At 44.0% G+C, this 15,235-nt stretch carries 10 protein-coding genes and 1 pseudogene; 4 read left to right on the top strand and 7 right to left on the bottom strand.

Annotation, left to right across the window (positions count from 1 at the left end; all coding sequences use genetic code 11):
* Nucleotides 1-45: 45 nt before the first annotated feature.
* Complete coding sequence (ppdK, locus tag OW255_RS05195; RefSeq protein WP_024836966.1) at nucleotides 46-2,670, bottom strand: pyruvate, phosphate dikinase; 2,625 nt, start codon at nucleotides 2,668-2,670, stop codon at nucleotides 46-48.
* 444 nt (nucleotides 2,671-3,114) lie between these two features.
* Between ppdK and OW255_RS05190 the strand changes: the two genes are divergently transcribed.
* The 4 genes from OW255_RS05190 (at nucleotide 3,115) to OW255_RS05175 (ending at nucleotide 8,075) form a co-directional block, all read left to right on the top strand.
* Nucleotides 3,115-4,278, top strand: a complete 1,164-nt coding sequence (locus OW255_RS05190; RefSeq protein ID WP_024836967.1) for a BMP family lipoprotein — start codon at nucleotides 3,115-3,117, stop codon at nucleotides 4,276-4,278.
* A 205-nt stretch (nucleotides 4,279-4,483) separates the two neighbouring features.
* On the top strand, nucleotides 4,484-6,019 hold the full coding sequence (locus tag OW255_RS05185) for an ABC transporter ATP-binding protein (protein WP_024836968.1): 1,536 nt from the start codon (nucleotides 4,484-4,486) through the stop codon (nucleotides 6,017-6,019).
* Entirely contained in the window at nucleotides 6,016-7,125 is a 1,110-nt protein-coding gene (locus tag OW255_RS05180; protein WP_024836969.1) for an ABC transporter permease, read from the top strand. Before OW255_RS05185 ends, OW255_RS05180 begins: the two co-directional genes overlap by 4 nt.
* Nucleotides 7,122-8,075 (top strand): ABC transporter permease, encoded by a 954-nt coding sequence (locus OW255_RS05175; protein WP_024836970.1) that lies wholly within the window; start codon nucleotides 7,122-7,124, stop codon nucleotides 8,073-8,075. The genes OW255_RS05180 and OW255_RS05175 overlap by 4 nt, the downstream gene beginning before the upstream one ends.
* Before the next feature lie 105 nt (nucleotides 8,076-8,180).
* Here the strand turns inward: OW255_RS05175 and OW255_RS05170 are convergent, their stop codons facing one another.
* The 6 genes and pseudogenes from OW255_RS05170 to OW255_RS20955 all read right to left on the bottom strand — a co-directional run.
* Complete coding sequence (locus OW255_RS05170; RefSeq protein ID WP_024836971.1) at nucleotides 8,181-8,636, bottom strand: hypothetical protein; 456 nt, start codon at nucleotides 8,634-8,636, stop codon at nucleotides 8,181-8,183.
* A gap of 298 nt (nucleotides 8,637-8,934) precedes the next feature.
* Nucleotides 8,935-10,086, bottom strand: coding sequence for an SGNH/GDSL hydrolase family protein (locus OW255_RS05165; protein WP_024836972.1), 1,152 nt, complete (start codon nucleotides 10,084-10,086; stop codon nucleotides 8,935-8,937).
* Between the two features lie 13 nt (nucleotides 10,087-10,099).
* The gene (locus tag OW255_RS05160; protein WP_268115850.1) at nucleotides 10,100-11,797 is read right to left on the bottom strand and encodes a phospho-sugar mutase; all 1,698 of its coding nucleotides are present in this window, start codon (nucleotides 11,795-11,797) and stop codon (nucleotides 10,100-10,102) included.
* Nucleotides 11,798-11,821: 24 nt separating this feature from the next.
* A complete protein-coding gene (locus OW255_RS05155) occupies nucleotides 11,822-12,892 on the bottom strand; it encodes an SGNH/GDSL hydrolase family protein (protein ID WP_268115849.1) in 1,071 nt (356 codons plus the stop codon).
* Nucleotides 12,885-14,057: a glycoside hydrolase family 130 protein gene (locus OW255_RS20960; protein ID WP_024836975.1), complete on the bottom strand. Its 1,173-nt coding sequence runs from the start codon at nucleotides 14,055-14,057 to the stop codon at nucleotides 12,885-12,887. The genes OW255_RS05155 and OW255_RS20960 overlap by 8 nt, the downstream gene beginning before the upstream one ends.
* A 162-nt stretch (nucleotides 14,058-14,219) precedes the next feature.
* Nucleotides 14,220-15,206 (bottom strand): annotated as a pseudogene (locus tag OW255_RS20955) (AGE family epimerase/isomerase); the annotation flags it as partial.
* Nucleotides 15,207-15,235: the final 29 nt, after the last annotated feature.

Raw genomic sequence — 15,235 nt, 5'->3', positions numbered from 1 at the left:
TTTTGATAGGGTGCCAATTTATTTAATAATAAATTTTGTTTAACATTAATTATTCAATGCTGCCTGTGCTGCTGCCAGTCTGGCAATAGGTACACGGAATGGAGAACAGGAAACGTAATCCAGACCAATCTTATGGCAGAACTCCACAGAGGAAGGATCTCCACCGTGCTCGCCGCAGATACCTACATGCATATCAGGACGTACTGATTTACCTAGCTTTACAGCAGTCTCCATCAGCTTACCTACACCAATCTGATCCAGTTTTGCAAATGGGTCATTCTCAAAAATCTTTGTGTTATAATAAGCATTTAAGAATTTGCCGGCATCATCTCTGGAGAAGCCATAGGTCATCTGAGTTAAATCGTTAGTTCCAAAGCAGAAGAACTCTGCATCCTTTGCAATGTCATCTGCCATAAGAGCAGCTCTTGGAATCTCGATCATAGTACCTACTTCATATTTTAAGCTGCTTCCTGCTGCTGCAATCTCTGCATCCGCTGTTTCCACAACAATGTTCTTAACAAACTTAAGCTCTTTTTCATCACAGATAAGTGGAATCATAATTTCAGGGCAAACGTTCCAGTCTGGATGAGACTTCTGAACATTGATGGCAGCACGGATGACTGCTTTTGTCTGCATTCTTGCGATTTCAGGATATGTAACGGTCAAACGGCAGCCTCTGTGTCCCATCATTGGGTTGAACTCATGGAGGGAATTGATAATATTCTTAATCTGTGCCACGGTTTTACCCTGAGCATCGGCAAGCTTTTTAATATCATCTTCATCCGTTGGAACGAACTCATGAAGAGGTGGATCCAGGAAACGAATGGTAACAGGGTTTCCTTCCAATGCCTCATACAGTGCTTCAAAATCTCCCTGCTGAACCGGAAGGATTTTTTCAAGTGCTGCTTCTCTTTCCTCTACGGTATCAGAACAGATCATCTCACGGAATGCATCAATTCTGTCACCTTCAAAGAACATGTGCTCGGTTCTGCAAAGACCGATGCCCTCTGCTCCAAGCTCTCTTGCCTTTCTGGCATCAGATGGAGTATCTGCATTGGTTCTTACTTTCAATTTTCTATATTTGTCGGCCCATGCCATGATTCTTCCGAACTCACCTACAATGGCTGCATCCATGGTTGGAATGATTCCGTCATAGATCTTACCGGTAGATCCGTCAATGGATAACCAGTCGCCTTCATGGAACTCTTTGCCTGCCAGTGTAAATTTCTTATTTTCTTCGTCCATAGCGATTTCAGAACAGCCGGAAACACAGCAGGTTCCCATTCCACGGGCAACAACGGCTGCATGAGAGGTCATACCGCCTCGTACCGTTAAGATACCCTGAGCTGCCTTCATGCCTTCGATATCTTCTGGTGATGTCTCAAGACGCACCAAAATAACCTTCTCACCTTTTTCTTTCCATTCCTTTGCATCATCGGCAGTGAATACAATCTTACCGCAAGCGGCTCCGGGAGATGCTGCAAGAGCTTTCCCGATTGGCTCTGTACTCTTTAATGCCTCGCTGTCAAATTGTGGGTGGAGAAGGGTATCTAAGTTTCTTGGGTCAATCATCTTGACTGCCTTTTCCTCTGAAATCATTCCTTCATCAACCAGATCACAGGCAATGGTTAAAGCAGCCTTAGCGGTCCGCTTTCCGTTTCTGGTCTGAAGCATATATAATTTCTTATCTTCAATGGTGAATTCCATGTCCTGCATGTCGCGGTAATGGTCTTCCAGCTTGTTACAGATTTCTACGAATTTGTCGTAAGCTTCCGGCAATTCATCTTTCAACTGATCGATCTTTCTTGGAGTACGGACACCTGCAACTACGTCCTCACCCTGAGCATTCATTAAGAACTCACCCATAAGGTGCTTTTCTCCGGTCGCCGGGTTACGGGTAAATGCAACACCAGTTCCTGATGTCTCGCCCATATTTCCAAATACCATCATCTGAACATTGACTGCAGTTCCCCATGAATATGGAATATCATTGTCGCGCCTGTAAATGTTGGCCCGCGGATTATCCCAGGAACGGAATACTGCTTTTACTGCTTCCATAAGCTGAGTTTTTGGATCATCGGGGAAATCCTCACCGATTTTTGCTTTGTACTCATCACGGAATAAGTAAGCCAGTCTCTTTAAGTCCTCAGCCGTTAAATCAACGTCTTCTGTGATTCCTTTTTCCTTTTTCACCTTGTCGATTAATTCTTCAAAATATTTCTTTCCGACTTCCATAACAACGTCAGAAAACATCTGGATAAATCTACGGTAGCAGTCCCAGGCCCATCTTGGATTTGATGATTTTGCAGCCAGAACCTCAACTACCTCTTCATTTAAGCCTAGATTTAAGATGGTGTCCATCATTCCCGGCATGGACGCTCTTGCACCGGAACGAACAGAAACCAGGAGAGGATTTTCTTTGTCACCAAATTTTTTCCCTGCAATCTCCTCCATCTTAACGATGTATTCCATGATTTGACCCATGATCTCATCATTGATTTTTTCGCCGTCTTCATAATACTGGGTACAGGCTTCTGTTGTAATGGTAAACCCCTGAGGTACTGGAAGACCCAGATTCGTCATCTCTGCCAGATTGGCCCCCTTGCCCCCTAAGAGATTCTTCATCTCAGCATTGCCCTCGGTAAACAGATAAACCCATTTTTTTGCCATAAGTAAAGTTCCTCCTCAAAAATGTGTTGGTTAGTTTACTCTTCCACTATATTCCTAATCGGAAAAGTCATGCAAATATTATAACATAAATAGACGGCTAGTAAATAGCTTTTCCCAGTTTTTTATATAAAATTTCGTCATTTTTCGATACAATTATACTTTATTCGCGCTTATAATCTGTCTTTTTCTTATATGCGATTATGGGTCGTATATGCGAATTTATGGGACAAACTACATTTTTTTCCTCTTTATTTAGGAAGCTTCCAGTAATTGGAAGTGACAAAATTGGTAAAAACCGTATAATAAACTGGGAGATATAAAACCGCGTTTATTTGCCATGGATTTTCGGTAAAATAACATCAAATAAGATTGTCTAAGAAACAAAAATATGATACATTATTGTTATCTCTGAAAAACAATGAATAATAGGAGGAAAAAAGCATTATGAAAAAGAGAGCATTAGCATTGGCTATGGCAGTTTTAATGACTGCTTCCTTAAGCGCATGTGGTTCTTCCAATTCCGGCACATCTACAACTGCTGCGTCTGCGGAAACAACGACTGCTGCTGCAGAATCCAAGGGGGATACTTCCAAAAAGACTGACTCTTCCACCGGATACGAGATCGCGCTGGTTACAGACTTAGGAACCATCGACGACAAATCATTTAACCAGGGTGCCTGGGAAGGAATGAAGAAATACGCGGAGGAAAAAGGGATCTCCTACAAGTACTATCAGCCACAGGAAGGAACCACTGATTCCTATCTTGAGACCATTGGTCTTGCAGTGGAAGGCGGAGCTAAGTTAGTTGTCTGCCCTGGTTTCTTATTTGAAGAGCCTGTTTTCATGGCTCAGGATCAGTACAAAGATGTTAGCTTTATCCTTCTCGACGGAGAGCCACACAATGCTGACTATTCTGAAAAGAGAATTGAGAAAAATGTTATGCCTATCCTTTTCCAGGAGGACGAGCCTGGTTTCTTAGCCGGCTACGCTGCTGTTAAAGACGGCAATACAAAGCTTGGCTTCTTAGGCGGAATGGCTGTTCCTGCAGTTGTTCGTTTCGGATACGGTTTTGCAGAGGGCGCTGACTACGCTGCAAAAGAATTAGGCATTGATAACATTGAAATTATGTACAACTACACTGGTGCATTTGCTGCTACACCAGAAGCACAGTCCATGGCTGCTTCCTGGTTCCAGAACGGAACTCAGGTTATCTTCGGCTGCGGTGGTGCGGTTGGTAACTCCGTAATGGCTGCTGCAGAAGAAAAAGGCGGTAAGATGATCGGTGTTGACGTTGACCAGAGCTTCGAGTCACCATCTGTTATTACCTCTGCTATGAAACAGCTTTCCGTTTCTGTATATGATGGCGTAAAGGCTTACTATGACAATCAGTTCCCAGGCGGTAAGACAAGCATCTTTACCGCAAAGAACGACGGTATCGGCCTTCCAATGGAAACTTCTAAATTTACAAAGTTTACAAAAGAAGACTACGATAAGATCTACGGCGTATTAAAAGAAGGTAAAGTAACACTCGTTCAGCCTTCTCAGGATAACAACAATCCTAACGTTGACTTAAAGCTTGAAAAAACAAAAATCAATTTTGTAGAATAATCTGCAAAAATAGCCCTGCGGGCATACCACGATGCTCCTTATTGGAGCAGATAGGAGGAAAGGAGATGCCGTTTGCTCACCAGTCAAACAAGACATGGTTTCTTACGGCATCTCCTTTCTCTATTTATAAGAAAAATAATCTAAGGCATATTTTGAAGAATTGGTACCGGGTCCCATAGTCAGGTACCGTAGTTAGGGGGATTTTATGGACTATATTATTGAGATGCTTCACATCACAAAAGAATTTCCCGGTATCATCGCCAATGATGACATTACACTGCAGTTAAAGAAAGGCGAGATACACGCCCTGCTTGGTGAAAACGGCGCAGGGAAATCCACTCTTATGAGTGTTTTATTTGGTCTGTACCAGCCGGAAAAAGGTGTGATTAAGGTTCGCGGTAAGGAAGAAAAGATTACCGGACCACTGGATGCCAATACCCTGGGAATCGGTATGGTTCATCAGCATTTTAAGCTGGTGGAGAATTTTACCGTACTGCAGAACATTGTTCTTGGTATGGAAACAACGAAGCGGGGCTTTTTAAAAATGGACGACGCCCGCAAAAAAGTAATGGAATTAAGTGAAAAATACAAATTGTTCGTAAACCCGGATGCCCTCATATCGGATATTACGGTGGGCATGCAGCAAAGGGTCGAGATTCTTAAAATGCTTTACCGTGATAACGAAATAATGATTTTTGACGAACCCACAGCGGTTTTGACCCCTCAGGAGATCGATGAACTGATGCAGATCATGAGAGACCTGGTAAAAGAAGGTAAATCCATACTGTTCATCACTCACAAGCTCAATGAAATCAAGGCGGTTGCAGACCGTTGCAGTGTACTGCGCCGCGGTAAATATATTGGAACTGTAGACGTAGCAGATACCACAGCAGAGGAAATGTCTGAGATGATGGTAGGCCGTAAGGTAAATCTGACGGTTGATAAAAAGCAGGCAGCTCCCGGTGAAGTGGTACTGGAAATCAAAAACCTTTCTGTAGAAGCCAAACGGGAAGGACAGAAAAAGAAGCTGGTCCATGACGTTAATTTCCAGGTAAAAAGAGGCGAAATCGTCTGCATCGCAGGAATCGACGGAAACGGCCAGACAGAGCTTATACATGCGATCACCGGTATCTCTGATATGAGTTCCGGTACCGTTTCTATTAACGGGGAAGACATGACAAAAAAAAGCATCCGCTATAAAAATACCCATGGCTTGTCCCACATACCGGAAGACCGTCATAAACATGGCCTCGTTCTGGAATATAACCTGGCTTACAACATGATTTTACAGCAATATTTTGAATCCGGTTTCCAAAGCGGTACATTTTTAAAGAATGATAAGATTTATGAATATGCGGAAAAGCTAATTGGGGATTACGATATCAGAAGCAGCGAAGGCCCATTTACCATCACCCGCAGCATGTCAGGCGGCAACCAGCAAAAAGCAATTGTTGCCAGAGAAATTTCCAAATCCCCTGACATCCTTTTGGCAGTTCAGCCTACCAGAGGTCTTGATGTAGGTGCCATAGAGTACATCCACAATCAGCTAATCAAACAGAGAGATGCTGGCGCAGCTATCCTATTGGTTTCTCTGGAATTAGATGAAGTTATGAATTTAAGCGACCGTATTTTAGTCATGTTTGAAGGCGAGATTGTCGCTGACTTAGATCCTAAGAATGTTACGGTTCAGGAACTGGGTCTTTACATGGCAGGCGCAAAGAAAGAAGGTGAGCGGTCATGAAACAGAAATCAACCAAGAATTACACAGGCATACTCTCTTCCATTTTTGCCATTGTTTTAGGACTTATTGTAGGTCTTATTGTCCTGTTCTTCTGTAATTCAAAACAGGCACTTCCGGGCTTTGCTACCATTTTAACCGGTGCATTTACCCATGGTGCAAAAGGAGTTGGTCAGGTCTTTTACTATGCCACTCCCATTATCTTAACCGGTCTTTCCGTAGGGTTCGCCTTTAAAACAGGACTCTTTAATATTGGAACCCCCGGACAGTTTATCATGGGCGCCTTTGGTGCGGTATACGTTGGAATCATGTTCACCTCATTAGGTCCGGTTCACTGGATCGCAGCCCTTTTGACCAGCGTTTTATTTGGCGCTTTATGGGGACTGGTGCCAGGTCTTTTAAAAGCTTATTTCAATGTGAATGAAGTAATTGCTTCTATTATGATGAACTACACCGGAATGTATCTGGTAAACTGGATCGTAAAAAGCTATAAGCCGCTGTTTAACAATCTGAGGAACGAATCCCGTAATGTTGCAGTCACAGCCAACATTCCTAAGATGGGTCTTGATAAGATTTTCCCGGGCTCCAGTGTAAACGGAGGCATTATCATTGCAATCTTAGTCGTTATATTAATCTGGCTGATCTTAAATAAGACAACCTTCGGCTATGAGCTAAAGGCAGTAGGCTTTAACCGGGATGCCAGCAAATATGCGGGTATTAACGAGAAAAAGAGCATTATCCTTTCCATGATGATCGCAGGTGCCATTGCAGGACTGGCAGGCGGATTATTATATCTGGCAGGAACCGGTAAGCATATTGAGATTAAGGATGTACTGCCTTCTGAAGGCTTTACCGGAATCTCTGTTGCTCTTCTTGCTCTTAATAACCCCATCGGAATCCTTTTCTCCGGTATCTTTATTGCTTACTTAACAGCCGGGGGATTTTATCTCCAGCTATTTGAATTTTCAACCGAAATTATTGATATCATCGTAGCCGTTATTATCTACTTCAGTGCCTTTGCCTTAATGGTCAAGCTGCTGATCAGCAAACTAAGCGGCAGAAAAACAACCACCTCAGAACAGTCCAGGGAAGGAGGAAAGAAATCATGAATGTAGTTTACTTTATCTTTCAGCAGACCATGTATTTCATGATCCCTCTTATGATCGTTGCCTTAGGTGCCATGTTCTCTGAGCGAAGCGGTATCATTAACATCGCTTTGGAAGGAATTATGACCATGGGCGCATTTACAGGAGTTCTGTTTTTAAGCCTTACAGGGTCCAGCATGAGCGGTCAGAGCCAGCTTATCATCGCTGCAGTGATCTCCATGGCAACTGGAATGGTATTTTCTCTGTTCCATGCCTATGCTTCCATTAACATGAAATCCGATCAGGTTATCAGTGGTACTGCTCTTAATATGTTCGCTCCCGCATTCGCTATCTTCGTAGCACGTGTCATTCAGGGCGTTCAGCAGGTACCTTTTAGCAACACCTTCCGTATCGTCTCTGTTCCAGTGTTAGGTAAGATTCCGTTTATCGGACCTCTCCTGTTCCAGAATGCATACATTACCACTTATATTGGAATTGCTATCTTTATTCTCTCTTATGTGGTGCTTTATAAGACAAGATTTGGACTTCGCCTTCGTTCCTGCGGTGAGCACCCTCAGGCGGCTGATGCAGCAGGAATCAACGTGTACCATATGCAGTATGCCGGAGTACTCATATCTGGCGCTCTGGGCGGACTTGGAGGACTTGTCTTTGTAGTTCCCACCTCCACCAACTTTAACGCCGATGTGGCCGGTTACGGCTTCCTGGCACTGGCTGTACTCATCTTCGGACAGTGGAAGCCGGTAAACATTATGTTTGCCTCCCTGTTCTTTGGACTGATGAAGGCTGTGGCATCTGCTTACTCCGGAATCCCATTTTTACATTCCCTGGGCATTCCAAGCTACTTCTACAAGATGGTGCCATATATCATTACACTGATCGTACTGATCTTTACCTCCAGAAACTCTCAGGCTCCTAAGGCAGAGGGTATTCCTTATGATAAAGGACAAAGATAGTAAATTATAATAGGGAAAGAACCTTGGAAATGTCTTTAAAGACAGACCAAGGTTCTTTTTTTGCATCTACTTTAACAAATTATATGAAGAGGCTTTGCGTCCCGTTTAACGAACAGGGAACTTCTTACCTCGTCTGATGGATCCGTCACTGTTCCATTCTGTGTAGACGTATGGACCACCGTCTGTGGTTCCATTTTCCGTAAAATAATGTGTACTGCCGTTGTAATCAATTAGACCAGTCATCATTTTTAGGGTACTGGTGTTGAAGTAATAGACATTGTCATTGATCTTCATAATTCCGCCCTGAAGCTCTCCGGTATCAGACGCATAATACCAGGTATTATCTCTTTGAATCCACCCGGTACGCATAAGCTGGTCATTGCCAAAGAAAAACCAATGGCTTTTATAATTGACCCAGTTATTGGTACAATAATCCCCTGATCCCCACTGGTACTTTACTCCCTGTGGTGTGGTGACAAATCCTGCCGCAAATGAAGACATCGCGCTTCCTATCGATAAAGCCATAGATAGTGCTGTAACTACTAAATACTTTTTTTTCATAGGTTTGACCTCCTTATCAATGCATTAGCATTTGGATTTGCCTAGAGTATATAACTGGATCGGTTTCAAGTCAACAAAGTTTAGGTATCCGTAAAGATATGTAAATTAATTGTAAAAAATTGGCAATGAAACCGGGAAACCGTAAGAAAACTGTAAATACTTTTCTGATTGACAAATAAATTTCACAATTTCACCAATCAAATTTTATCAGTTACCCGATCCCGGCTGATTCACCGTTCCGTCAGGTGCCTTACCTGAAAGTGCAACATCAATTTGAAGTGCTGCCTGAACTGCCATCTTACTGCATCGGGGAGTGTCTGTCCATGGGCGTATTTAATTCAAGTTCCGATCCAGACTGTATGATGGATACCAGATAAAATAGCGTTTCCTCTTCCTCCACTCCTTTTAGAATCTTAATTTCTACTAGATGCTTTCCCGGCTTTCCGTGATGAAGGAGAGTGGTCAGAGCCAGACAGTCTCCCCACTCCTCATCGAAGTTTCCATCCAGAATCACGCCATGATCCCTGTCTCCATCAACATAGGCTGCTGCCACTGGCGCAGGTCTCTTTATGGTTCTTCGGTATTGTACCAAAAGACAGCTGCCTTCCGTCTCAAAAACAATACGATCCCCCATGCGTCGGCTGATCCAGCCTCTTTTAAAGACATCGGTTACCCCGCATTTAACAGAATCATCGGGTAGAAAGCCCCTGCACTGAAACGGAGTTATGTTGTTTTGGATTCGGCTGGCATATTGGTAGCTGCACGGAGTTAGGGGTACTGGTATATTGGCTTGACCTGTTTCCTCTGAGGATACAGGCTCCATTCCTTTTATTTCCTCCAACGCCATGGTGATTAAATCAGCGATTTTTTTATGTCCCTCGTCATTGGGATGAAGCCCGTCGGGAGTTATATCTTTTATGGCTGTCTTACCGTCTAATATATCCTGATAAAGAGTTTCCCTTACGGAAACATAAGGGATGGAATAGTGGTCCAGCACTTTCTTATGACGCTCAAATGCCGAGCTTCCATCTTCATAAAAGGCATTGCACAAAGCCATGACTCCAGGCCTTTTAGAGTGGGATAAAATACGCACAATCAGGCTTTCATATGTTTCCATGAAAAAATCCGTATTGTCATCATTGACCGAAAAATCAAGAATCAGAAAATCCGGATTACAGGAAAGGACATCTTCCTCAACTCTGGCTGCACCGAATAAGGAATTGGTCCCCCCAATTCCAGCATTGATGTAGGTAAAACTTGCATCAGGATATGTTTTCTTCCACCACTCATATACAAGATAAGCATAACAGGTTTCTGGTTTTGTGGCTAAGGAACCCTGAGTAATGGAACCGCCAAGAAATGCCAGCACCCCATGCTTTTCCTCTTTTACCCTTTTAACAGCCTGAATGATATCTCTTGGATTCTCCAAGTGAATCCCACGTAATGTCATCCTTCTCCCCCTTTTATATGCTGGTTAAAATATCTTTCTTTAATCTTTTTAGCTTTTCGTCTGCATCCTGAAATGATTTTCCTTTTACTCCAAAATAAAACTTGATTTTAGGCTCCGTTCCAGAAGGTCTGATGGCAAACCAGGCATCCTCCGATAAGAGGAAGCGTAATACATTTGACTTGGGGAACCGTTCTGATATCCCTTCTCCTGTTTCATAATCTTCCTTTTTTATTATTTTAAATCCGCCTGCTCTAACGGGTGAATGGATTCGGAAGGTCTCCATGATTTTATTCATTTGAGCCAGACCATCTTCTCCTTTTAAGGTTACAGATTCCAGACACTCCTGATAATAGCCAAATTCTTCATATAGCTGATTTAATTCTTCCCAGAGAGAACTGCCCTTTGTCTTATAATAGGCCGCGGCCTCGCACAAGACCATGACCGCTGAAATGGCGTCCTTATCTCTGACACAGGTCTCCACCAGGCAGCCGCAGCTTTCCTCAAAGCCAAACTGGTAGGTAAATTCCTCAGATTCTTCAAAGAATTTTATCTGCTCTCCTATGTACTTAAACCCGGTTAAAACCTCAATCAGCTTCATTTTATACTTCTCTGCCAGAGGTCTTGCCATTTGTGTGGTTACAATGGTTTTTATTACGGCACCGTTTAAAGGGAGGTTTCCTGTTTCCTTTCTCCTTGAGAGAAGATAATTGCATATGAGTATTCCGGTCATATTCCCGGTCAAACGGCAGTACTTACCGGTTTGGTCATCCCTTACATAAACACCCATACGGTCTCCATCAGGGTCCGTAGCCAGAACAAGATCAGCGTCTGCTTTTTTTGCAAGCTTAAGAGCCAGCACAAAGGCACTTTCTTCTTCCGGGTTCGGGGTCTTTACTGTTTTAAAATCACCGTCTGGTTCCATCTGCTCCTCAACAGTAAACACATTGGTAAATCCCAGATGGGATAACAATCGCCGTACCGGCAGATTCCCGGTGCCATGAAGAGGCGTGTATACAATATTCACTTTACTTGCGGCCTGTAATAAAGCCTTGGGAGATGATACCCATTCTTCCATTTCCTTTATATACTCATCCTCCAGCTCATCTCCCAGCCAATGAAGCAGTCCCTTTTCTTCTGCCTCTTCCATTGAAAGTCTCTTGATGGAACCGTAATCCTTTATCCCGGTGATACATCGTCCTATTTCCTCGTCCTTTGGATAAGTAATCTGGGCCCCATCGTCCCAGTATACCTTATATCCGTTGTATTCCGGTGGATTATGGCTGGCTGTGATCACAATACCAGCGGCAAGAGAAAGGCTTAAAATAGAAAATGAAAGTAAGGGAGTAGGCGTCAGTCTGGAAAACAAGTAGACCGGAATCTGGTTTCCAGCCAGGCATCTGGCTGTCTCCTCGGCAAATTCCCTGGACATATGTCTGGAATCATAGGCGATACCAACGCCCTTTTCCCATTTTCCATTCTCTTTAAGATAATTGGCTAGTCCCTGAGTCACCCTCGCCACCGTATACCGGTTCATCCGGTTGGTTCCGGCCCCCATAACTCCTCTGATTCCTCCGGTGCCAAATTCCAATTCCTTTGAAAAGCGATTCCTGATTTCTTCTTTCTTATTTCTGATCGCTTCCAGCTCTTTTTTTATTTCATGGGAAAACAAAGGACTGGTACACCAATATTCATACTGATCTATATATGTCATAATCTGCTCTCCATCAAATGACCATCAAACCTGAGATTCATCCCGCCAGATTTCTTCTCCTAAACCATTGATATACTCCGACAGCTCTCCGGCCATTTCCTCTGATTCCGGAATCCTGATATGTCCCTGAGTTCCACAACCGTTTCTCTTATAAAGAAAATGAGATACACGGTCATCCTTAAGTGTGCCCCATACCTCTTCTATTGCCCTGTCCCAGTTATGGTGATGGCAGAGTATGGTTGTGGTCAGGATTAGATATGCCTGTGGATAGAGCTCTCTTAACTTCTGAATGAAACAGGTGTAGTGGGCCTTCCATTCCATTGCTTTCTGACCATCATAATCTTCCTTCATAAAATCCATTGGGTGGCTGTCATTTTGTCCCAGAGCGATGATGACCACATGAGGTTGATAGGCCTTAAAATCCCATAGGCTGGTTCTTCCTATGGTCGGTTGGTATTGAACCTTATCATAGACCCACTCCATACCAATGGGCCTTGGAGCTTCAAACCAGCCAGTTCCATTTCTAAGGGCAATTCCGCCCTGGGAGATGTTATGGATCAAGGCATGAAGCTTTCTTGCCGTCATCCAGGCATAAGAGTACCAGCTATTGGAGTACTCTCCCTGATGAACCGGATCTGCTTTTCCCACATAATCAGTGGCCTCTGATACTTCTCCTGCACTGACAGAATCCCCGTAAACCTCAATTCTCCGTTTGGGCAGAGGCTCTGGTTCCACGAGAAAACCACCCTCTGGCAGTAGGAACCCCTCTAAGGAAATGGTATGGCAGGAATCCTGACGCTTGAACAGCAACAGGCTGTGCCTGCCCTCTCCCAGTTCCTTTCCCAGACACAGACTGGTTTTTCCTTCCCTGGGAAGTTTTGCTTTTTGTTGGTCTCCATCTAGAATCCAGCCAATGTAATTATCCCAGTATACGGAATGGTTCTCCAGTTCCACTTCAACAGAGGCTCCTATAAATTCCAGCCTTACAAAACTGCAGGGATAAATAAATTCCGGCCGCCCCTTGTCATCCCTTCCGATTCTGCCGCAGTACTGTAAAAAGGGGTGGTCCGCTTTTAGAAACAGCTTCTCATTCATACCTAATCAGCTCCTTATTTTTGTGAATCAGGGCAATTCTCTGCCTCACACAATCCGCACTCCTTAAAGGGTCCAAAGGCGTAGAAAACACATAATCCATTAGCTTCTCCACAGTGGTGACAGCCACATGGATTCTGGTATCTGAAGAGGCATAATAAAGATATACTTCTCCATTTTCACGAACAATTGCCCCATTGGTAAATACCACATTGGAGACATCTCCTACCCGTTCCTCTCCTCTTGGTCCAAGTAGAAGGCCAGATGGCTCTGCTATGACTTTAGATGGCTCTTTTAAATCCGTTGCAAAGGCATAGAGAACATATCTGAGCCCTGCTGCCGTATTCCTGACGCCGTGAGCGATATGGATCCAGCCTGCCGGTGTTTTTATGGGAACAGCCCCTGCTCCATTTTTTGCTTCTGTTATAGTATGATAACGGCGTCTGCTGGTGATAATCTCTTCGTCTATCACTCCGTGGCAGATATCTTTGCAAAGGCCAAAGCCAATTCCACCGCCGCTTCCAGTCTCAATAAAGTCATCCATGGGTCTTGTATAAAACCCGTAACAGCCCTCTACAAACTCAGGGTGGAGCATGACATTGCGCTGCTGGGGGGAACGAAGCGTTTTAAGATTATCAAGCCGCTCCCAGGTTTTTAAATCCTTTGTTCTGACAATACCTGCCTGGGCCACTGCTCTTGATAAATCAGAAGAAGTCGAGTCGTGGCTTTCTGAGCAGAATACTCCGTAAATCCAGCCGTCCTCATGCTTTGTCAGCCTCATATCATACACATTAGTTTCTTCCGGGCAAGTGTCAGGAAGGGTGACCGGTTCTTCTAAGAAACGGAAACCATCAATTCCATTCTTGCTTTCTGCTACCGCAAAAAATGACTTCCGGTCATTTCCTTCCACCCTTGCAATGAGATAATACATTCCATTTAATTCAATGGCCCCCGCATTCATCACTGCATTGATACCGAGACGCTCCATGAAATAAGGATTGGTGTTCCAGTTAACATCATATCTCCAGGTAAGAGGCACATGGTCCCTGGTCAGGACCGGGTATTTATACCGGTCTAAGATGCCATTATACCAATCCGTCTTTTCATTCCTCCTGCCAATTAACTGCTCCTGTCTGTTTTTTTCCACTTCATACCGCGGGTGAAGGATGCCAAGTCTCTTTATGGCTTCCATGCACATCCTTCCATTGTGGTAAGGGCATTTCCAAGGCTCCACCAGAGGATCGTCACCGGAAGGTGCTTCCCCTCCACAAATCCGGTAAAACCATTCTGACCCAGGTCTTTGGTCCACCAGCCGGTTCTTTATGTAGCTCCACATATCCTCTGCGGCTTTAAGAAACCTGGAATCCTCCGGCTGCTTCTTAGAGGCATTTAAAAATCCCACCACGCCCTCTGCCTGAACCCACCAGATCCGGTCTTCATCCGCTCTGCCATTTTCACATTCATTTAATAGGCTATGGTCTTTATAAGCCAGCTCATAGACCTGTTCTGCCAGCATTCTGGTCAATGGCTCCATTCTCTTTTGATACTCCAAATCTCCCAGCATTTCAGTACAACGGTCAATGAGCCAGGAAGCCTCTATGTCATGACCATAGGAATGAAGATCTAAAAGAGATTTCCAGTCATTGTCAAAAAATACCTCCAGCCTCTTTTTTTCGGAATGAAACACATGGCTTTCAAATACATCTAAAAGATGCCTTAGGGTTTTTGCCACTCTGGGAGCATGGTCTACACGGTAAAGCTCTGTATACGCCTCCAGCAGATGAAGCAGCGTGTTCATGGTTCTTTCTGCCATAACTCCGTGCTCTGAAAGCTTATCATTACTGATAGGGTGGAAGGAAGCATCGTAAGCTTCCCCATAACCATCTAAAGACCGGAAGGAATGCTCGATCTGGTCAAAAAGATCGTAAGCAAGGCCCAACGCCTCTGGCTGCCCAGAGGCATCATAATAGGAGGAAAGGGCGTAGACGGCAAATGCCTGATTATAGGTGTGTTTTGTCCGGTCCACCGGCTTTCCATCGTAGGATACCGACCAGTACACCCCTCCTTCTGCCCGGTCCAGACAGAAATTTTTTAGGAACCGAAAACTATGATCCGCATATTCCAGAAGGTCTTTTCGCTTTAAAGTCATAGAAGCATTGGAAAAGAACCATAATATCCTGCTGTTTAAGATAACTCCCTTATCTGCCTTTTCATCCACCTTAAGGTCATGGCCCACGTAGCCGTAATAGCCGCCATACACCTCATCCTTTAACCCTTCCCAGAATGGGAGCAGCTTTGTCTCCAGATGCTCCTTCATTTCTTCTGCCATCGTTTCCTTCATGTATT

The sequence above is a fragment of the Lacrimispora xylanolytica genome, assembly GCF_026723765.1.
In the GTDB taxonomy this organism is placed as follows: domain Bacteria; phylum Bacillota; class Clostridia; order Lachnospirales; family Lachnospiraceae; genus Lacrimispora; species Lacrimispora xylanolytica.
Note: the sequence above shows the minus strand (reverse complement) of the source record. Positions and strands in the feature narration are given on the sequence as shown.